Here is a 20,383-nt window from a genome sequence, read left to right as displayed (position 1 = left end):
GAGTATGCCGCATCCAGCCGGCATACTCCCACAGTGTCTTCAATTACTTAGCGTCCTCAACCCACCATTCGTGAGCATCCTGATACATAGTATGCGGCATTGGCTTAATTCCTTGAATTCGGTCATTGTAAGCCCAAAGTGCGTTTTGTGCATATAATAACAATGCCGGCAAATCTTCAGAGTAAAGCTTTTGCCATTCTTTGTAAACTTCTGCGCGGAAATCTTTGTCGAATGCTTCAGGCGCTTTTAAGCCTTTCTGCAGTAGCTCTTCAGACTTCGGATTATTCCAGCGGGAGAAGTTATAGCCTACCTTTGTGCCCCATAGGCCGGATGGGTCCGGGTCGGTACTGCCGAGAGTCCAGCCGATCAAATAAAGGTCGAAGTCTGTATTGTCGTTCGTCAAATCTGGTACATACGCAGACATTTCCTTCGGCTGTCGCATGTTCACTTGGATTCCGACCTTTTCAAGATCATTCTTCAATAATGGAGCTGATCTTTCGCGTAATTCATTTCCAGTCGGATAGTCAAGATTAAGAACCCACTTATTTCCTTCCGGATCTTCACGGAATCCGTCTCCATCCTTATCGACATATCCTTCTTCATCTAGCATCTGCATCGCCTTTTCAGGATCGTACGTGTAGTTAACGGCTGCATTATCGTCGTACACCCAGAATTGGGTCGCAATTGGAGAATTAATTGGCTGGCCGCGGCCATGCAGCAATCCTTGCCCGTGACCTTCCCCTACAAGTCCTGGGCGATTTACAGAGTAAGCGATCGCTTGACGGACTTTCTGATTAGACAATTTTTTATTCGGAACCCAATTGTCTGGATTAATAGCTCCGGATTCAACATCCTCTGTCGTGCGGTGGTTAAGTTTAAAGCCCATTAACTGATAGCCGAAGTCCGGCTGTTCGATAATTGTTACATTGCCATACTCGCTGACCATTTCATAATCAGCCGGGGCAATACCGCCTGGGCTAGCAATGAAATCAATTTCGCCTTTTTCAAGTAGGCCCGTCATGACCGATTGGGCGATCACTTTCCACACAATTTTGTCTAAGTGTGGAGCGCCTTGCCAGTAGTCACCATGTTTCTCAAGAACATATTGTTCACGCTCGACCATATCTGTAAATTTGAAAGGACCTGTTCCAATCACTTTCCCTGGCTGCAAGGATGCTTCGGCTTCAGGGATTTCAGCAACTGGGATGTCCTTGAAGATATGTTCAGGAATGATGGAGAAGCTTGCTGTGTAGAGTGGTGTGACGTTAGGTTCTTTGAATTTAAAAGTAACTTGGTAGTCGCTATCGGCAACGACGCCAATGAACTCATCTGTTTCACCGGACACATACTCGTCATACCCTAACAGTGGTGTTACATAGTTCGTACGAACCCCGCCGGCATTGACATAATCCGGATCGGATATTGCTTTGTACGTATACACTACGTCATGCGCAGTAAATTCTTCTCCATCGTGCCACTTGACGCCTTCTTCCAATGTAAATGTAATCTCGGTTTGGTCATCATTCACTTTCCATTCCTTTGCAAGACTCGGAGTGAACTCTAAATTCTCGTCTTGTGAAACTAAGCCTTCATGTGTGAAATTAAGGATATTTGCTTCATAGGCTTCTTGATAAAATATAGGGTTAAACATACCAGTAGGAGCGGAGTACATAGCTCCAGTAATTGTTCCGCCTTCCTTAGGGCCGGAAGAAGCGCCAGCCTCTTCTTCTGTATTTGTCTCTTCAGTAGGCTTTTCTGCTTCGGCAGGTTTCTCTTCGCCTTCTTCCTTATTGCAGGCTGCCAGCACCATGCCGAAAACCAATAGCAAAAGAAGAAGGAATACGTACTGTTTACTTCGTTTTACCAATTGAAATCCCCCTTTATATTTTGTTTGATGAAAAACTGAAGTTCGTATGAAAGCCAGACATCTCAACTCGCTGCATCACCCCCTACAAGGAAATCCCTATTGTTATGCGGACGGACGAAGGCTTCCTAGAGTATATTTAGTTGCTGTCATATAAATGACAAGCAACAAAATGGTCTTCCTCAATCTCTATCAGCTCAGGCCGGTCAATTGCGCATCGATCGTGTGCCTGAGGACATCTTGTCCGGAACGTACACCCCGATGGTGGATTGGCGGGGCTTGGAAGATCCCCGGATAATTTAATTTTTTCCCGTTTCATTTTGCCAACCTCTTCATCCAAATCGATAATTGGAATCGATGACAGCAACGCTTTCGTATAGGGATGCAACGGATTTTCGTATAACCGGTTCTTTGGCGCAATTTCGGCAAGACGTCCCAAATACATGACCGCTACCCGTTCGCTAATATGTTTAACAACGCTCAAATCATGTGCGATAAAAAGATACGTCAAGCCAAACTCATCTTGTAGATCTTTCATGAGATTGAGTACTTGTGCTTGAATAGAAACATCGAGCGCGGATACGGGTTCGTCACAAATGACAAATTTAGGCTTTAAGACCAAAGCTCGGGCGATGCTGATTCGTTGTCGTTGGCCACCGGAAAACTCATGCGGATACTTTTGCCGGTCACTTGGCCGCAAGCCGACCTTCTCGATTATTTCCAAAATCCTCGCTTTGCGTTCTTTTTTGTTCAAAAGTCCTTGGACAATGAGGGGCTCCTCAATCAGCTGCTCGACACTCATTTTGGAATTCAGCGAGGCAAAAGGATCTTGAAATACAATTTGCATATCCTGCCGATACGGACGTACCTGCCGCTGTTTCAAATGGGTGATATCCGCGTTCTGGAACATGATCTTGCCCTCGGTCGGGTCCAGCAGACGAATCAACAACCTTCCCAATGTTGACTTGCCAGAACCGGATTCCCCAACAATCCCTAATGTTTCGCCTTTATAAATAGTAAAAGAAACATCATCAACCGCTTTTAATTGGCCGATTGTACGCTTCAACACGCCGCCTTTGATAGGGAAATATTTTTTGACGTTCTTTACATCAATCAATACTTCTTTCTTCTCTTCAGATGTTTGATAGTGACTGGACTCGGTGGTTTTCAGAGTCATGACGTTTCACCCCCATCGTAGAGAAAACAACGCACGTAATGATCTTTCTCCAGTTCAGTCAGTACGGGGTTTGATTCTTTGCAACGTTCCATGGCAAAAGGGCAACGGGTAGAAAATCGGCATCCTTTCGGAAAGTTGTACGCTGGTGGAACAGTGCCCTTAATGGTGCCAAGCCGTTCAACGTCTTGATCGATGCTTGGCAGGCTGCTGAGCAACCCTTGTGTATATGGGTGTTTAGTCAGTTTCAAAAGTTGTTTTGTCGGGGCTTGTTCAACAATTTGACCGCCATACATCACCATGACGCGATCTGTGTATTCATAGACAACACCAAGATCATGCGTGATGAGTAAAAGCGCCATATTGTACCTTTTTTGCATTTCTAAAAGCAGATCCAGTATTTGGGCTTGAATCGTTACATCTAAGGCGGTTGTCGGTTCATCAGCGATCAGCAGCTCTGGTTCGCAGGAAATGGCCATAGCAATCATGACACGCTGGCGCATGCCGCCCGATAGTTGGTGAGGGAATTCGTGGATGATTTGTTCGGGTCTTGGGATGCCGACGATACGCAGTAATTCAATTGCTTTTTCATGTGCTTGCTTTTTCGAGAGTTTCTTATGTTTGCGAAGCGTTTCCGTCATTTGGCTTCCAATCGTGAAAACAGGATTGAGTGCGGTCATCGGTTCTTGGAAGATCATCCCGATATGATTGCCGCGGACGGATGTCATCTGTTTTGATTTTAAGGTGGCCAAATTGCGTTCCTTCAATCGGATCGAACCGTCGACGATTTGCCCTGGTTTGTTAATCAACTGCATGATAGAAAGTGCTGTAATGCTCTTTCCGCTGCCGGACTCACCAACGATTGCAACTGTTTCACCGGGATAGACGGAAAAAGATATATCATCCACTGCTTTTGCCACAACATCCTTTTCCAAATAAAAATATGTCTTCAGGTTACTGACATCCAAAACAGGTTGATTGCTCATAGGGTCACTCCATTTCAATGTGTTGACACTTCCTTATACGGCCAGAGCCGCCCGTATAGGAGATTGTCCTGACAATTATCTATGATACTAATGACTAATGAAGAGAGTGTCAATATAAAATTAAGAAAAATCAGTTTATTAGACAAGATAGCACAGGTTTCGACAAGTTATGATAAAAGTAGAAGGGTTTATAGGGGGGAAATTCTACAAAATATTCAGTTTTTCATCCATCTAAGACTGATGCGAAAGGAGAGGGAATAATAGAAAGTAATAAAAAAAGCAAAGGGAAGTAGTTCCCTTTGCCGAGATTTCAAACAATTATTTAATAGATTCGGGCAGTATTGCAAAAGAGCGAACTGGGAAGCCAGATGCCTTTTCTGGTTTCGGAACAATATTGAAAATGATGGCTCCTTTGGCAGGGCACTTATCCAAGTTTGTCATCAACTCAATTTGATACGTATCCTGATCGAGTACATAATACTCTCCTTCCAATTTTCCTTTGGCACGGAAATCTGCGGACGAATCCGTATCATACGTTTCGTGTCCGACTGCTTTCACTTGGCGCTGCTCGAAGAGGAATTGGAGAGCGTCAAGCCCCCAACCTGGAATCCTATTGTTGCCCTCGTTGTCTTTATTATTGAAGGCCTCTGCATCCGGCCATCGTTTACTCCAATCTGTACGAAGCGCTACAAACGTTCCTTCTTCGATCGTTCCATGAATCTCTTCGAATTCAAGAATATGATGAACGCCAAGTGTGAAATCGTTATCTTCCGCTGCTTCTTTTGATTTATCGATCACGACAAGTGGCAGAACTAACTCTTTTAACTGCAGTTCTTCTAGATAGCGGGTATCACGGACAAAGTGAATAGGTGCATCGATATGTGTTCCGTATTGCCCGGGAAACGTGAATTGTTGAGCTAGAAAACCATCATCATGGTTAAAAAGCGTCTCAAATTTCGCGTCCTCAAACATGAAAAAGTGTGGAGAATCCGGGCCGAACGTATGGGTAAGATCAATCCACTCTTTCGATTTCAGGAGCTGCAGAGCCTCTTGTATTTCTGTACTAGTTTTAATCGTCATTTCCATCCCTCTTTCTACGCGTGTTTTCTATAGTAAATGAGCAATTTCATGTAACTCCGGCGGCGCTTTACGATAAGGTGGACACTTGCTCGGTCGTTCTGCTGGCGGCTTTCAACGCTTGCTGAACATCTTCAATTAAATCGTCTGCATCCTCCAGGCCAACTGAAAACCGCAGAAGCCGGTCGTCAATCCCACGGCGCAGGCGCTCCTCCAGCGGGATATCCATATGAGTTTGTGTCGTCGGATATGTAATGAAGCTTTCGACTCCGCCAAGACTTTCAGCAAACGTAATCAGCTTTAGATTTTCTAGGAAGGGACCGATCCATTCGCTCTTTTGAAGACGGAAGGATACCATGCCGCCTTGCCCAGCGTACAAGACGCTATCAATAAGCGGTTCTTTTTCTAAATAGGCGACAATCTCCTTGGCATTCGCATCATGGGCGCGCATCCGTACGTGCAGCGTCTTTAACCCACGGACAACAAGCCAAGAATCAAATGGGGACAATGTCGCGCCGATGGCATTATGATTTTTACCGAGCTGTTCGCATAATGACTCTCCCTTGGCAACGACGAGTCCTGCGAGCACATCGTTGTGTCCGCCTATATATTTTGTAGCACTGTGAATGACAATGTCTGCTCCATCCTCAATCGGCCTTTGATAAAAAGGTGTCAAGAATGTATTGTCAACGATGAGATAGAGATCGTGTTTCTTTGCCAATTCGGCAAAGGCAGCAACGTCAATTTGCTGCATGAGCGGATTTGTTGGTGTCTCAAGAAACAACGCTTTGGTCTTATCGGTAAGCAATTGTTCAATTTCTTCTACCGTTTCAAAGGAAGCGTAAGATGTCCGGATGCCATAAAGATCTTCGTATTGGTCAAACAGCCGGTAAGTACCACCATAAAGATCCTCAGGGGCAATCAATTCATCGCCTGAACGGAACAAAGAGAGAACCAGTTGAATCGCTGCCATTCCAGAACTGCAGGCATAGCCTTGATCTCCTCCTTCTAATTCTGCAATCCCTTCTTCTAGAATCGTTCGGGTTGGATTTTTTGTACGAGTATAATCGTATCCCGTTGATTTACCGAGTCCGTCATGCTTATATGCGGTGGACAGGTAAATAGGCGGGTTGACGGCACCTGTACTTGGATCACTCTGATTCCCTAGCTGAACAAATTTCGTGTCTAAACATCGTTTTTTCATCGTTGCATCTCCTCTGTGTGAAAAATAAAAAAGGACCCTGCAAGAAGAGGGCCCTCAACATTCAAGTGTTGAAATCAATCTTCTCATCTTCATGACGCGCACGTCACTTGGAATTAGCACCATACCAAAATCGGGCTGGTTGCTGAGACTTCGTCGGGCCAAATCCCTCCGTCTCTCTTGATAAGAATAAAAATATGGAATTGTTTAAAAATAGTTTATCTAAAGATAGCATGAAAGAGTGGCATTTGCAAGCTGGTATTTTTGTTATACTAATTGGTGATTAGCTCGATTCTGTTTACTAGATAACAGTACATTGCCTGGCGAATGATCCAGGATGACAGGAGGTAGTTTCCGATGGCTTGGTTATATGTTGTCTTTGCAGCAATTGTTGAGATATTTTGGGTGGTCGGCCTTCGGTATTCAGATTCACTGCTGGAATGGACGGGCACTATTGTGGCCATATTGTTCAGTTTCTTTTTCATAATAAAAGCTTGCGAGAAATTGCCGAGCGGGACTGTATATGCCGTGTTTACAGGTTCCGGGGCGGCAGCAATCGTCCTGATCGACTTTATCCTTTTCCATGCCGATTTTTCTTTCGTGAAAGTATTATTCATTGGAATGATTTTGATAGGAGTTATCGGTATCAAGATGACAACGACTGATGAGAAACCTCAAGAATCGGAAGGGGGAGTGGGGTAATGGCGTGGCTCTACTTGATCATTGCGAGCTTCGGTGAAATCTTTGGCGTGTATTTCATTAATTTATTTCTTCAAAAGAAAACGCTCCCTCGGTTGATCCTGTTAGCTGCTGTATTTTCGGGCGGCTTTTTCTTCCTTTCATTAGCTATGCGCGTAATACCAATGGGGACGGCGTATGCGGTCTGGACAGGTCTTGGAGCGGCTGGTGCTGTGACTGTGGGGATCTTATTTTTTAACGAACCGACAGGCTGGAAGCGGATGCTGTTTTTAATGTTGATTATCGGTGGTGCAGTCGGGTTGAAACTGTTCGGATGAATTTAACATGCAATTTTGATTTGAATGAGGAACAAGCCCAAGTGTAGGCGGAAGAAATGTATATGATAAATGAGCCATTCCCCTGTCGATAGTATGTTCGTTGACAGGGGGCTTTTTTGTCCGGCAGGAGATTGCCGGATTGTTAGCTGGCTATTTCCATGGTATTTGCTGCATGCGTTCATTGAAAAGAGTTGGGTACACAAGAAATCCAAGCAGAACGCTTGTCAAAGCAGCTGTTGATAGAAGAAGAAAAAGAACAAGCAGCTGGAATTGCACCGCTTGGATTGGATCGGCGCCTGCAATGATCTGGCCGCTCATCATTCCTGGAAGTTGAACCAGTCCGATCGTTTTCTGGCTTTCGATCGTTGGAATCATACTTGCTTTGATGGATGTGATCAGTTGCTGATGGATTGCCTGCTTAGGAGTCCCGCCAAGTGAAAGAATCAATTCCCCAATGTCCCGGTTTGATTCCACCTCGGCAGAAAAGCGGTTCAAGAACAGGATGGCCAGCACCATCGAATTGCCGACAACCATACCGCTGAGTGAAATGATATATTGGGCTGTTGCCGGAACGATATTAAAGCCGATGAGAATACTTTGAGTTAACAGTTCAATGCTTACAAAGGTCAATGTTAGCTTCCATGTTACACCACGTATTCCAGTCCCTTTTTTGCGGGCGTTTTGCGTCGCTGCTGCGATCATTAAAGCGACCATCAAGAAGATGAATAGAAAGCTTTCCGAATCAAAGACAAAATTTAATACGTAGCCTACAGCTAGAAGCTGGATAATCGATCGAACGGTGGCGATTACCGTGTCCTTTTCAAGTCCTAACCCAAGAGACTTGGATAACAGAAGAGGAATGAGTACAAAGACTAGAGTGAGTGCCAAAGTCAAATAACTCATGACTGTTCCCCCTTCACAAATTTTGCGACTTGTTCATTGGCAGGCGAGTCTAATAGTGAGGGATCTCCTGTTTCAACAACTTGCCCGTTCATCATGACCCATAAGTAATCACTTACTCTCATGGCTTGTTCTAAATTATGGGTGATCCAGATGACGGAGGTGCCGTTGTCTTTATTCAGCCTAAGAATCAATGTTTCGATTTCTTGCACTGAAGTGCGGTCCAGTGACGAAGTGATTTCGTCCAGCAATAAAACGGAAGACTGGTTTCCCAAAGTTCTGGCGATTGAAACCTTTTGTCGCTGACCGCCGGATAAATTAAGGGCATCCGCCTCAAGAAAAGAACGTTGAAGTCCTGTTTGTTCCAGAAGGTTGACTGCTTCCTCTTTTGTCAATTGCTCGCCTTTCAGGCGAAAGGGAAGTGCAAGGTTATCATATACGGAGCCCTTAAGCATAGGAGAATTTTGTAAAACCATTCCGATATGCCTCCGCAATTGGGGTGGTTCAAACTGATCAATTGGTTGGCTGTTGACACAAATGGAACCGGATGTTGGTGATAAAAGACCATTGCAAAGCTTTAGCAAGGTTGTTTTGCCTGCTCCTGACGGCCCGACCAATGCAGTGATTTTTCCTTTTGGAAAGCAGCCGGATACATTATGTAAAATAGCGATATCATCTATGGTGTAATGGACGTTGCTAAACTGCAGTGCAGGGGATTGGTGGGATGACACTTGAATCCCTCCTTCGATAAATCGTATTTTCGTTTGCTACTTTACCATAGATAAATAGAAAAACCTACTTTTGGCGGTGTACCACATCGAACGACTGGCCTGCAACCCGCATCTGCCACAATTTATGTTAATTCCGTTCGATTTCCGGGTAAATGGTGTATACTAAATCCAAATAGTGATTGTGGAAGAAGGGAATTGCATGAGTTCGCAATATGCAGATGACAGTTTGGCTTTACATACCGATCTTTATCAGATCAATATGACCGAGTCCTATTGGGCAGACGGCATACATGAAAGGAAAGCGGTGTTTGAGGTTTACTTCAGGCATTTGCCATTCGGCAATGGATACGCAATTTTTGCAGGACTGGAACGGATTCTTGACTACTTGAAGGGTTTTCATTTCAGCGAGAGCGATATCGCTTATTTGCGTGATGAAGTCGGGTACCGGGAGGATTTCCTCGACTATTTGAAGGGCGTCCGGTTTACGGGTGATGTTTACTCAATGGTCGAAGGAGAACTTGTATTTGCAAACGAACCGATCGTCCGAGTTGAAGCGACACTTGCGGAAGCGCAGCTCGTAGAAACGGCAATCTTGAATATCGTTAATTTCCAGACGTTGATTGCGACGAAAGCAAGCCGTATTAAGCAGGTCGTCAAAGACGAAGTGGTAATGGAATTCGGCAGCCGCCGTGCCCATGAGATGGATGCAGCTGTATGGGGCGCACGTGCGGCGTTCATCGGCGGAGTCGAGGCGACAAGTAACGTAAGAGCCGGAAAACGCTTCGGCATTCCGGTCGCGGGTACACATGCCCACTCGCTTGTGCAAGCGTATAAGAGTGAATATGAAGCATTTCACTCGTATGCGAAGCGCCACAAAGATTGTATTTTCCTAGTGGATACGTACAATACCCTGAAAATCGGAGTGCCGACTGCCATTCAAGTCGCAAAGGAACTTGGCGATCAAATCAATTTCCTTGGCATCCGGCTCGATAGCGGGGATATTGCGTTTTTATCAAAAGAAGCACGCCGCATGCTGGATGAAGCCGGCTTCCCGAATGCAAAAGTCGTGGTTTCAAACGATTTGGATGAATATACGATCTTGAACTTGAAAGCGCAAGGGGCAAGAGTAGACGTATGGGGAATCGGCACAAAGCTGATTACAGCCTACGACCAGCCTGCTCTCGGTGCTGTTTATAAAATGGTATCCATTGAAAATGAGCAAGGCGAAATGGAAGATACAATTAAAATTTCTTCCAATGCAGAAAAAGTCACCACGCCTGGGCTCAAGAAACTGTACCGGATTATCGACAAGGAAAACGGCAAAGCGCAAGGTGATTACATTACGATGTATGATGAAGAGCCGGCATCAGAGGAACGGATTAAAATGTTCCACCCAGTCCATACCTTCATTTCGAAGTTTGTGACGAACTTTAAAGCGGTGAATCTCCATGCGAAAGTAATGGAGAAAGGGAACGTCATCTACACGAACCCTACTTTGCAGGAAATGCAAAAGTATGCACATGCCAATTTGGATCTATTATGGGAGGAATACAAACGCTCCCTCAATCCAGAAGAATACCCAGTCGATCTAAGCCAGAAGTGCTGGGATAATAAAATGCGCAATATCCGCGAAGTGCGGGAGAAAGTGGATGCCTATTCATTACGGTGAGGAGGAACAGATATGTCACTTCAACAACAGATTATTGAAGCATTAAAAGTGCAGCCGTCGATTGACCCACAGGCTGAAATACGCAAATCGATCGACTTCATGAAGGAATACATTGAGAAAAATACATTTCTGAATGGCTTTGTACTCGGCATTTCAGGAGGACAGGATTCCACCCTTGTAGGAAAACTGGCCCAGATGGCCGTCGATGAATTAAACGAAGAGCAAAACACCGACCATTTCAAATTCATCGCGGTCCGACTGCCTTATGGTACACAATTTGATGAGGATGACTGTCAAGATGCCCTTGATTACATCCAGCCTTCCACCATTTACACGGTAGATATTAAAAATGCTGTCGATGCGAGTGAGAAGTCTCTCGCCAAAGCAGGTGTCATCATTTCTGATTATACAAAAGGGAACGAAAAGGCTCGGGAACGGATGAAAGTCCAATACTCAATCGCTGCGGCCCATAGCTGCATCGTCCTTGGCACGGATCAAGCCGCTGAAGCATTAACCGGATTCTATACTAAATTTGGAGATGGCGGAGCCGATTTAATGCCAATTTTCCGCTTGAACAAGCGCCAAGGCCGTGAGATTTTGAAAGCATTAAATTGTCCAGAGCATCTATACAACAAAGTCCCGACAGCCGATTTGGAAGAAAATCGTCCGGCGCTCCCGGATGAGGTCGCATTAGGCGTCAGCTACGGAGAGATCGACGACTATCTCGAAGGAAAAGAAGTCTCCGTAAAGTCGCAAGAGCAAATTGAAAAACTCTACTTGCGCTCGGCCCATAAAAGGCATATGCCCATCACAGTATTCGATGACTTCTGGAAGTGAAAAGAAGCACCCCAAAAGGTATTAATTGGGGTGCTTTTTTTATGTGAGACGAGGATATTGGGTAGAATGTAAATAGTAACCACTTTCTTTTGCACCTTCTGACTGTCCGATTTATTCATGTAGTGCATAAAGCTGGAGTCTTTGGCGGATTTGTTTCGTATATCTACTGAAGTGCATAAATTTACTGTGGCAGTCCTCACATAGTGGAAGAGTATTTGAATTCATTGAGAGAGTGCTCGTAAGTCCAGAAGATTTCTCAACTCCCTTGCATGAGATCCTGTTTATTTGAGAGAGATCGAATAACCGAACAAATATACGGCATTATTCTTACTCTACTCTTTTGCACAAAGGTCACTTTGGAGGGGGAATTCTCCTGCTGCCAGGTTATTGGCAACATCGTCACCAGTGGTGAAAAGGTTGTAGGGAAATTGGATGTGATGTATTATTAAGTTACATTTTGTTAATTTTCGGACAGTGATATGGTTTTTTGTGGAAGTAGGCTAACTGGCTTGCTTGTTAGTAAGATAACTATAGTTGTTTGTATCAGCTAAAATGGAGGATTCATTATGACTCATGCACAGACGATCGACAAGGTATTAGCGAATATTGATAAAGTGATGATCGGTAAACGGAACATCGCTGAGCTGAGCTTGACGGCACTGCTTGCAGGCGGCCATGTCTTGCTGGAGGATGTGCCGGGTGTCGGCAAGACGATGATGGTCAAATCGTTGGCGAAATCGATAGGCGCTTCCTTTAAGCGGATTCAGTTTACACCGGATCTATTGCCTTCGGATGTGCTAGGCGTTTCGATATACAACCCGCGGGATATGGAGTTTGAGTTCAGGCCGGGGCCAATTGTCGGCAACATTGTATTGGCTGATGAAATTAACCGGACCTCCCCGAAAACGCAGTCTGCTTTGCTTGAAAGTATGGAGGAATCTTCTGTCACGGTCGATGGGGAAACGCTTCGAATTCCGCAGCCTTTCTTCGTCATGGCGACACAGAACCCGATCGAATATGAGGGGACGTATTCTCTTCCGGAAGCCCAGCTGGACCGATTCTTATTCAAACTCAAAATGGGGTATCCAGAGCGGCTTGCTGAGGTGGAGATGCTGCAACGTGCTGAGAAGGCAGTGCCGATTGAACAATTGGAGCCGGTCATTACACTGGAAGAGCTTAGGGAACTGCAACAGGGTGTGTCCAATGTGAATGTGGACGATACGATTAAGAAGTACATTGTCGATTGCGCTGCGGAGACACGGACAAATCCTTATGTCTATTTAGGCGTCAGTCCAAGGGGATCGTTAGCTTTAATGAAAGCTTGCCAGGCGTTTGCCCTTATGCGAGGACGGGATTATGTTACACCGGATGATGTGAAATATTTAGCACCGTTCGCTTTTGGCCATCGAATTATTTTAAAACCTGAAGCAAAGTATGAAGGGATAACAACAGAGGAAATTATGGATCGTATTTTGACGAAAGTGAATGTGCCGATTGAAAGGATCCGGGTGAGATGAAGCAGCGTCTTCGTTTCCTTTCAGAATCTGGCCGGTTTGTTTTCGTCCTCCTTCTGCTTGCCATCACCTATATATTTGCCATGTTTCAAGGCGGGAAAGTGAGTTGGAGCATTTTTTATATTTTGTTGCCTTTCGTCCTCTATTCCTGTCTGCTGTTCTTCTATCCACTGCGTGATATGAAAGCGGGGCGAAAGCTGACCGCCCGGACGCTAGAAAGAGGTGGGAAGCTGGAGGTTCGACTTGAAATCGAGCGTCATCTCCCATTTCCGCTGCTCTATACAGTTGCATCGGAAAAATGGGAGGATCCAGCGATTGCCAAGCTAATGGGGGAAAAAGGGAAGAGGCTATTCCTTTTTGGTTTCCGTAAAAAAGTAGAGTGGTCTTATGTATTAGAAGACATGCCCCGGGGGGAACATGTTTTAAGTGGAATTGAAATTGAGGTCTCTGATTTTTTTGGATGGATCCGTAAATCCAGAATCATTGATATGAAAGACGCTGTATTGGTTTTCCCGAAAATGAAAGAAATTCATTATGTGCCGATCAAAGCACAATATGATCGTGGAACGCTGGCGTCTCCTTTTTCGCTCGTTAAAGATACGACCATGGCTACAGGTGTTCGTGATTATCAATCAGGAGACCGTGTCACATGGATTCATTGGAAATCGTTTGCGAGGACGCAAACATTGATGACCAAAGAATTTGAGGATCGCCAATCTGAAGAGTTGACGATAATCCTGGATGGCAGAAAATCAAAACTCTTTGAAGAAGAAATTGAATTGGCGGCTTCCATATTGAAAGAAGCTACTTCGAAACAGGCCAATGTCAGTTTTCTCTCAGTTGGAGAGAAAGTACATCATTTCCCGTTACTTCAATCTGCTGAACACCTCCGCAATACCCTCGTCCATTTAGCAAAACTGAAGCCCGATGTGGATGTTCTGCCCGAAGCCATCGATTTTAGTATGACGATGGCGAGTGGGGGTAGTGTTATTCTCATTTCAAGTGAACCAGATTGGTCATTTATTCAGCCGATTGTAACGACCTTGCGAAATGTCCAAGCTGTTATCTGCTTTGCGGTGGTTGACCGCCAACAACCGCTGACAGACATACAACTGGAACGAATCCAATATTTACGGACGAAGGGAATTACGGTGCACGTTCTTGGGAAAACAGAGTTTGCAGAAGCATTTCGGGAGGTGGCATCCTGATGAAAGAAACGAAAATGGACAGGAAATTGCTAATCATCCTATATTCGCTGGCATTCGTTTTATTGCGCGAATGGCTTCTGCCGGTAATGGCATTAACGGACACGAATTATCTAGGTCTCTTCATGGTTTTCATCGGTCTGTCTTTCCTTACATCTTTACTCAGTTTCAAATGGTGGATTACCTTACCTGTTAAAATACTATACATTTTCTGGGCTGTTCACTTTGTCTTTTTGAATCTCATATTCTTTACGAGAGATTCGCTGTCTTTGCTCATGACCGATATTATGAGTAATTTATCCATACTTGAAACTGGTGATTGGGAGGGTATTACAAACCCGTTTCGAACCATTCTCTTTTTCGTTCTGTTATGGATGACGACCTATTTGATACGCCACTGGATTGAAGTCCGTAGAAGCATTCTGTTGTTCTATGTAATGACGGTTGTCTTTATTGCCTTTATTGACACGTTTAGCCCGTACTCTGCTGAAAATGCTATTTTTCGAATCATGGTGAGTGGTTTGCTGCTGGTCGGTCTTCTATATATTTTACGGCTCTCTGAAAAACACCATAGGCCATTGAAAACAGGCGTTTATGCGGCAATCTCACTTCCCTTATTATTCGTAGTCGTTGCCAGTTCCGCTTTTGCGAGCATTATTCCTGAGAAGGATCCCGCTTGGCCGGATCCCGTGCCATTCTTTAAGTCCGTAGTTCAAGGCGGTCAAGGGCTAGGCACTATGACGGCTACGAGTGGATATGATCCTGACGATTCCGTATTGGGAGGGCCTTTCACACCTGACCATACGGTTGTTTTTGAAGCCAAGGTGCCAAGTAAGCAATATTGGAAAATTGAAACGAAGAGCACGTATACTTCAAAGGGCTGGGAAAAGCATCCTGCAGAAAGCGAGAAACAGAGCTTTTCCCCTGGCGACCCAATAGCAGAAGATCAAACGTCTTTAGATGGCAATGAATCTGAACAGGTTAGCGCAAGTTTGCAGATCATCGAGAGCTTGCCTTATGTTGCTTATCCGTATGGTGCTGCGAAAATAAATACGAGACCAGACATCGTTTTGAATCGACGGTTTGATTCGGAACAGATTTGGGCGACCAAGAATGGCTCGGAGCTGGAACTTGATTCGTATGAAATTGAGTTTGTTGAGCCAAAATATAGTATGAAAGCTTTGCGGGCGACATCGATGGATGATTATGATGCAAGCATTGACTTTTCACCGTACTTACAGCTGCCGGAGCAGGTTCCTGATCGGGTAAGAGAGTTGGCCAACTCCATTACGGAAAATGAAGAAAGCGTTTATGATAAAGCGAAAGCAATTGAAAGATATTTCCGGAATAATGGGTTTACGTATGACCAGCAAAATGTTCCAGTCCCTCGTGAGGGTGAGGATTATGTCGATCAATTCTTGTTTGATACGAAACGCGGGTACTGCGACAATTTTTCCTCATCAATGGTTGTACTGCTGCGTTCGGTGGATATCCCTGCGCGTTGGGTAAAAGGGTTTGCACCAGGTGAATCAAAACTGAATGACAAGCGAGAAAGAATTTACGAAGTCACAAACAATGAGGCTCATTCCTGGGTGGAAGCATATCTGCCAGGCATCGGGTGGATGCCGTTTGAACCGACTATCGGGTTTACGAACATGGCTGGTATAGATTATGATATCGAAACGAGTCTGGACGATCCTCAATCACCAGAAATGCAGGAAAAAGAGAGGGAAGAGAAAGAAAAGCAAACTCCAGCTGCGAAACCTGAAAATAATTCGGGTGGACCAACAGGTTTTCAAAAGGCGTTCGCATGGGTAAAGTCGAATGTGTGGACATTGGTGTTCGTAGTTCTTGTCTTAACAGGCATTACATGGAGAATCTACTTCATTCGCCATAAATGGATGCCTAAGTTGCTCATTCGCATGCATCAGAAGACGAGCGGTGATTGGGAAACATTCGATAAACAATATAAGAGTCTTTTGCGTCAATTAGATCGTTTTGGCATTAAACGTTCAGGCGGCATGACACTCTCTGAATATGCATTGAAAGTCGATCGTCATTTTGGCGGCAGACGGATGAGGGATTTAACTGCTGTCTATGAACAGGGTGTATATGGCGGACATATCGAAACGCATAACTGGCCCGTTTTGCAGGAAATATGGGAAGATTTAATCATTAGGTCAGCCGGTTGATTTTTGATATGCGTGAGAGTATGATATGACAAAAGAACAAAACGATGCAGCCCTCATATAAGTCTGATAATACGGTTCGGACGTCTCTACCAAGCCACCTTAAACGGCTTGTCTATGAAGGTGGGAATGGTTATTTTGCTATTCCTGCTTTTTGTAGTTGTAGAGACGCGTAGAAAGAATCTTTCTAACGCGTCTTTTCAATTATTTAGCATCGTACAATACTTTGGAAGAGGTGGATCAATTGTCAACAGCTCCTTTATTAGTCGAACAAGAAAAAATCGTGGTACTTGATTACGGTAGCTCCTACAACCAACTAATTACACGCACAATTCGTGAGTTGGGTGTTTATAGTGAATTGTATCCGCACACTGTCACTGCAGAGGACATCAAGAAAATGAATGCTGTCGGCATTATTCTTTCAGGCGGCGACAAGTCAGTTGAAGATGCAAATGCTTTGTCGATTGATCCTGAAATTTTCTCTTTAGATATTCCGATCCTTGGAATTTCATATGGTATGCAATTGATTGCTAAGGAATTCGGTGGTTCACTTGGTTCTAAAAATAATAACGAATCCGAAGTGGTAACGGTTGATCAATCCTCTTCCATCTTTTCCGGATTAGCTGGAGAGCAAACAGTATTTGCAAGCCAAGGCACGATGGTTACTCAATCACCTGCTGGCTTCAAAACAATTGCTTCTGGCAAGGAAATTGAAATTGCTGCGATTGCTAACGATGAGAAGCGCATTTATGGCTTCATGTTCCATCCAGAAGTAGAGCAGACTGAAAACGGCCGTGACATGCTTAGTCAATTCGTTTCAATCTGTGGAGCGAAAAAAGATTGGACAATGAAAGCGTTCATTGACATTGAAGTAGAGAAGATCCGTTCTCAAGTCGGAGATAAAAAAGTACTTTGCGCATTAAGTGGAGGGGTTGATTCCTCCGTTGTTGCCACATTGATTCACCGCGCGATCGGTGACCAGTTGACTTGTATTTTTGTTGACCACGGTTTGCTTCGTAAAGGTGAAGTTGAAAGCGTTGTGGATACATTCAGCAATAAATTCAATATGAACTTTATTAAAGTGGATGCTCGCAAACGTTTCTTGGACAAGCTGAAGGGTGTAACAGATCCTGAAGTGAAACGGAAAACGATCGGAAACGAATTTATTTATGTCTTTGATGAAGAAGCAGCTAAATTAGACGGTATTGAGTACCTTGCTCAAGGCACAATTTACGCAGACATCATCGAAAGCGGTACAGCAACAAACGAAGTGATCAAATCGCATCACAACGTCGGTGGCCTACCTGAGGATTTGGAGTTTGAATTAATCGAACCATTGAAAGCACTTTTCAAAGATGAAGTCCGTGCTGTAGGTGCTGAGCTTGGCTTGCCGGAAGATATCGTTCGCAGACAGCCATTCCCTGGCCCAGGTCTTGGCGTTCGTGTCCTTGGTGAAGTAACAGAGGACAAGTTGGCAATCGTTCGTGAAGCGGATTGGATTTTGCGCGATGAAATCGCCAAAGCTGGCCTAGATAAGAGTATCTGGCAATACTTTGCGATTCTTCCTGATATCCGCAGCGTTGGTGTAAGAGACGAAAAACGTTCTTATGACTATGCTGTCGGTCTGCGTGCTGTTCATTCTGTAGATGGAATGACTGCAGATTGGGCACGAATCCCTTGGGATGTACTTGAAAAAATCAGTAACCGGATTACAGCGGAAGTAGACCATGTAAACCGCGTAGTGTATGATATTACACCAAAACCACCAGGCACAATTGAGTGGGAATAAAATTAAATAGCATAATCGTATAAATTTGGGGATAGGGCCCAGAAGTTTCTACCGGAACACCGTAAATGATCCGACTACGATATCCCTCTTGTAAGGCATCCGCTTTTTCAAGAGGGGTAATGGAGAGAGCATACGATTGAATACGTATGCTCTCTTTTATGTTTTACCATCAGGAGGGTATGGGATGAAGAAATATTTTGAGTTTGACAAGTTGGGTACGAATTACCGTCGTGAAATCGTCGGGGGTCTTACAACGTTTTTAGCAATGGCATATATTTTAGCTGTCAATCCAATTACTTTGTCATTGGAAGCTGTTCCAGATTTGCCGGATGCAATGCGAATGGATAAGGGAGCTGTTTTTGTCGCAACAGCATTAGCGGCGGCAGTCGGTTCACTATTCATGGGGCTTATTGCAAGATATCCGATCGGTTTGGCTCCAGGAATGGGGTTAAATGCATTTTTTGCTTTCACAGTTGTGCTGACATACGGAATTCCATGGCAAACGGCTTTGACAGGTGTATTATTCTCTGGTCTAATTTTTATTGTCTTATCACTTTCTGGCTTGCGTGAACTGATTATCAATGCCATACCAGCCCAATTAAAGTTTGCCGTTGGAGCCGGTATCGGATTGTTCATTACGTTTCTAGGAATGCAGAATGCAAAAATTATAGTCGGCGATCCAAATACTTTAGTGACATTAGGAAAGCTATCGTCTGGCCCTACACTGCTGGCTATATTCGGATTGGTTATTACTGTTATCATGATGGTACGTAAAATCAAAGGCGCGATTTTTTATGGAATGATTGCTACTACTTTAGTGGGAATGGCAGTTAACCTCATAGAGGTACCTCATCAAATCGTCTCCAAAGTACCTAGTGTCAGTCCAACTTTCGGTGCGGCTTTCCATACTATTTTTGAAGATCCTTCTTCATTAATGACGACTCAGTTTTTAGTTGTGGTCATAACATTCCTGTTTGTCGACTTTTTCGATACTGCGGGCACATTAGTAGCAGTAGCGAATCAAGCAGGTTTAATGAAAAATGATAAACTCCCTCGTGCTGGCAGAGCATTACTTGCTGATTCATTGGCAACAGTGACGGGTGCTATTTTCGGAACCTCCACAACAACTTCTTACATTGAATCTACAGCTGGTGTAGCAGCAGGAGCGAAAACAGGATTTTCTTCTATTATAATTGGGATCCTGTTCTTACTATCACTTTTCTTCTCGCCGCTCTTGTTCGTCATTACACCTGAAGTAACAGCCCCAGCATTAATTATCGTTGGTGTGTTAATGGTATCGACACTAGGGAATATTGAGTGGACCAAGTTTGAAATTGCGGTTCCTGCATTTTTCACCATCGTTGCCATGCCTTTGACGTATAGTATTGCGACGGGTATCGCAATTGGATTTGTTTTTTATCCGATTACCATGTTGCTAAGTGGGCGACGAAAAGAAATTCATCCAATCATGTATGGACTTGCGGTACTGTTCATCTTGTATTTTATCTTTATTAAATAGAAGAAAACCACCAAACGGCTGCCTGGATTCAATTGGGCAGCCGTTTTAGAATTCAGAATGGATGGGCAAAAAAGGTGCGTAAAACAACCGAATAGCAAAGGGTTTGAATTAATTATTACTGTGCGTTCATTTCAACTACTAGTTTGGGCCCTAACGGGTAAGTTCAAGACTCTAGTGAGAACATATTGAGTTGAGGATGGTAAGCTGTCACTTAGAAAGAGCATTTGGGAAAGTGAGTTGCTCGTTTTAGAAAAAACAGCATATCGATCTGAAAAGGGAATCCGAATTACTTAAATGATTGAACTTAGTTTAAGTGTTGGAATGTTAATTGCTGCTTTCTAAGCAGATTTCAGCTGTTTATACTAGTAAATAGCCGCTTTTCATCAAGATTTTAAAAATAAATTTAAAAAAGATGTTTAAAGTGTTGACGATGTGAAAACAATTTGGTATAGTAATAAAGCAGTCGGGAACAGCAACAAGAAACAACAGCAACCGACAGCAAATGAACCTTGAAAACTGAACAGCAAAACGTCAACAATAAAGTCGGAACCCGACCCTGTCGGGAAGAAGACAAACATGAATCTTCGGATTCGAAATTGACATCTTAAATGATGCTAGCAAGAAACTCGAGCTATACGAATTTCTCTTTTATGGAGAGTTTGATCCTGGCTCAGGACGAACGCTGGCGGCGTGCCTAATACATGCAAGTCGA

Annotated in this window: 15 protein-coding genes, 1 rRNA gene, 1 pseudogene and 3 riboswitches; of the genes and pseudogenes, 10 read left to right on the top strand and 7 right to left on the bottom strand. The window is 44.1% G+C overall.

Annotated features, from left to right (window positions below; genetic code table 11):
- Positions 1-43: 43 nt before the first annotated feature.
- From NCCP2222_RS11860 to NCCP2222_RS11840, 5 genes are all read right to left on the bottom strand, one after another.
- Entirely contained in the window at positions 44-1,867 is a 1,824-nt protein-coding gene (locus NCCP2222_RS11860) for a peptide-binding protein (RefSeq protein ID WP_309295962.1), read from the bottom strand.
- Between the two features lie 136 nt (positions 1,868-2,003).
- Positions 2,004-3,041, bottom strand: a complete 1,038-nt coding sequence (locus tag NCCP2222_RS11855; protein ID WP_248512574.1) for an ABC transporter ATP-binding protein — start codon at positions 3,039-3,041, stop codon at positions 2,004-2,006.
- Positions 3,038-4,024, bottom strand: a complete 987-nt coding sequence (locus tag NCCP2222_RS11850) for an ABC transporter ATP-binding protein (protein WP_248512573.1) — start codon at positions 4,022-4,024, stop codon at positions 3,038-3,040. Before NCCP2222_RS11850 ends, NCCP2222_RS11855 begins: the two co-directional genes overlap by 4 nt.
- A gap of 318 nt (positions 4,025-4,342) precedes the next feature.
- Positions 4,343-5,104 (bottom strand): cyclase family protein, encoded by a 762-nt coding sequence (locus NCCP2222_RS11845; RefSeq protein ID WP_248512572.1) that lies wholly within the window; start codon positions 5,102-5,104, stop codon positions 4,343-4,345.
- 67 nt (positions 5,105-5,171) lie between these two features.
- Positions 5,172-6,305: a methionine biosynthesis PLP-dependent protein gene (locus NCCP2222_RS11840; RefSeq protein WP_248512571.1), complete on the bottom strand. Its 1,134-nt coding sequence runs from the start codon at positions 6,303-6,305 to the stop codon at positions 5,172-5,174.
- 80 nt (positions 6,306-6,385) lie between these two features.
- Positions 6,386-6,492, bottom strand: a riboswitch (SAM riboswitch).
- A 167-nt stretch (positions 6,493-6,659) separates the two neighbouring features.
- On the opposite strand from NCCP2222_RS11840, the gene NCCP2222_RS11835 reads away from it, so the two are divergent.
- Complete coding sequence (locus tag NCCP2222_RS11835) at positions 6,660-7,004, top strand: DMT family transporter (protein ID WP_248512570.1); 345 nt, start codon at positions 6,660-6,662, stop codon at positions 7,002-7,004.
- Positions 7,004-7,318: a DMT family transporter gene (locus NCCP2222_RS11830; protein ID WP_248512569.1), complete on the top strand. Its 315-nt coding sequence runs from the start codon at positions 7,004-7,006 to the stop codon at positions 7,316-7,318. The genes NCCP2222_RS11835 and NCCP2222_RS11830 overlap by 1 nt, the downstream gene beginning before the upstream one ends.
- A gap of 150 nt (positions 7,319-7,468) precedes the next feature.
- Here NCCP2222_RS11830 and NCCP2222_RS11825 read toward each other — a convergent pair whose 3' ends face one another.
- Together NCCP2222_RS11825 and NCCP2222_RS11820 are read right to left on the bottom strand one after the other, a co-directional pair.
- Positions 7,469-8,221, bottom strand: a complete 753-nt coding sequence (locus NCCP2222_RS11825) for an ABC transporter permease (protein WP_248512568.1) — start codon at positions 8,219-8,221, stop codon at positions 7,469-7,471.
- A pseudogene (locus tag NCCP2222_RS11820) lies at positions 8,218-8,850 on the bottom strand (ABC transporter ATP-binding protein); the annotation flags it as partial. The pseudogene NCCP2222_RS11820 and the gene NCCP2222_RS11825, both read right to left, overlap by 4 nt.
- A gap of 298 nt (positions 8,851-9,148) precedes the next feature.
- On the opposite strand from NCCP2222_RS11820, the gene NCCP2222_RS11815 reads away from it, so the two are divergent.
- From NCCP2222_RS11815 to NCCP2222_RS11780, 8 genes are all read left to right on the top strand, one after another.
- Positions 9,149-10,618: a nicotinate phosphoribosyltransferase gene (locus NCCP2222_RS11815; protein WP_248512566.1), complete on the top strand. Its 1,470-nt coding sequence runs from the start codon at positions 9,149-9,151 to the stop codon at positions 10,616-10,618.
- Between the two features lie 12 nt (positions 10,619-10,630).
- Positions 10,631-11,455, top strand: coding sequence for an ammonia-dependent NAD(+) synthetase (gene nadE, locus NCCP2222_RS11810; RefSeq protein ID WP_248512565.1), 825 nt, complete (start codon positions 10,631-10,633; stop codon positions 11,453-11,455).
- 566 nt (positions 11,456-12,021) lie between these two features.
- Entirely contained in the window at positions 12,022-12,972 is a 951-nt protein-coding gene (locus NCCP2222_RS11805) for an AAA family ATPase (protein ID WP_248512564.1), read from the top strand.
- The gene (locus tag NCCP2222_RS11800; protein ID WP_248512563.1) at positions 12,969-14,177 is read left to right on the top strand and encodes a DUF58 domain-containing protein; all 1,209 of its coding nucleotides are present in this window, start codon (positions 12,969-12,971) and stop codon (positions 14,175-14,177) included. The genes NCCP2222_RS11805 and NCCP2222_RS11800 overlap by 4 nt, the downstream gene beginning before the upstream one ends.
- On the top strand, positions 14,177-16,366 hold the full coding sequence (locus NCCP2222_RS11795) for a DUF4129 domain-containing transglutaminase family protein (protein WP_248512562.1): 2,190 nt from the start codon (positions 14,177-14,179) through the stop codon (positions 16,364-16,366). The genes NCCP2222_RS11800 and NCCP2222_RS11795 overlap by 1 nt, the downstream gene beginning before the upstream one ends.
- 33 nt (positions 16,367-16,399) lie before the next feature.
- Positions 16,400-16,501, top strand: a riboswitch (purine riboswitch).
- A 106-nt stretch (positions 16,502-16,607) separates the two neighbouring features.
- Positions 16,608-18,152, top strand: a complete 1,545-nt coding sequence (gene guaA / locus NCCP2222_RS11790) for a glutamine-hydrolyzing GMP synthase (RefSeq protein WP_248512561.1) — start codon at positions 16,608-16,610, stop codon at positions 18,150-18,152.
- Positions 18,148-18,249, top strand: a riboswitch (purine riboswitch). (Overlaps the previous gene by 5 nt.)
- Positions 18,250-18,336: 87 nt before the next feature.
- A complete protein-coding gene (locus NCCP2222_RS11785) occupies positions 18,337-19,671 on the top strand; it encodes an NCS2 family permease (protein ID WP_248512560.1) in 1,335 nt (444 codons plus the stop codon).
- A gap of 647 nt (positions 19,672-20,318) precedes the next feature.
- Positions 20,319-20,383, top strand: a 16S ribosomal RNA gene (locus tag NCCP2222_RS11780); the annotation flags it as partial.

This window comes from Sporosarcina sp. NCCP-2222 (assembly GCF_023168145.1).
Taxonomy (GTDB): Bacteria; Bacillota; Bacilli; order Bacillales_A; family Planococcaceae; genus Sporosarcina.
Note: the sequence above shows the minus strand (reverse complement) of the source record. Positions and strands in the feature narration are given on the sequence as shown.

Coding starts and splice junctions, on each gene's coding strand:
- NCCP2222_RS11855 (WP_248512574.1), bottom strand. CDS start 3,041: ATGACTCTGAAAACCACCGAGTCCAGTCACTATCAAACATCTGAAGAG.
- NCCP2222_RS11850 (WP_248512573.1), bottom strand. CDS start 4,024: ATGAGCAATCAACCTGTTTTGGATGTCAGTAACCTGAAGACATATTTT.
- NCCP2222_RS11845 (WP_248512572.1), bottom strand. CDS start 5,104: ATGACGATTAAAACTAGTACAGAAATACAAGAGGCTCTGCAGCTCCTG.
- NCCP2222_RS11840 (WP_248512571.1), bottom strand. CDS start 6,305: ATGAAAAAACGATGTTTAGACACGAAATTTGTTCAGCTAGGGAATCAG.
- NCCP2222_RS11835 (WP_248512570.1), top strand. CDS start 6,660: ATGGCTTGGTTATATGTTGTCTTTGCAGCAATTGTTGAGATATTTTGG.
- NCCP2222_RS11830 (WP_248512569.1), top strand. CDS start 7,004: ATGGCGTGGCTCTACTTGATCATTGCGAGCTTCGGTGAAATCTTTGGC.
- NCCP2222_RS11825 (WP_248512568.1), bottom strand. CDS start 8,221: ATGAGTTATTTGACTTTGGCACTCACTCTAGTCTTTGTACTCATTCCT.
- NCCP2222_RS11815 (WP_248512566.1), top strand. CDS start 9,149: ATGAGTTCGCAATATGCAGATGACAGTTTGGCTTTACATACCGATCTT.
- nadE (WP_248512565.1), top strand. CDS start 10,631: ATGTCACTTCAACAACAGATTATTGAAGCATTAAAAGTGCAGCCGTCG.
- NCCP2222_RS11805 (WP_248512564.1), top strand. CDS start 12,022: ATGACTCATGCACAGACGATCGACAAGGTATTAGCGAATATTGATAAA.
- NCCP2222_RS11800 (WP_248512563.1), top strand. CDS start 12,969: ATGAAGCAGCGTCTTCGTTTCCTTTCAGAATCTGGCCGGTTTGTTTTC.
- NCCP2222_RS11795 (WP_248512562.1), top strand. CDS start 14,177: ATGAAAGAAACGAAAATGGACAGGAAATTGCTAATCATCCTATATTCG.
- NCCP2222_RS11785 (WP_248512560.1), top strand. CDS start 18,337: ATGAAGAAATATTTTGAGTTTGACAAGTTGGGTACGAATTACCGTCGT.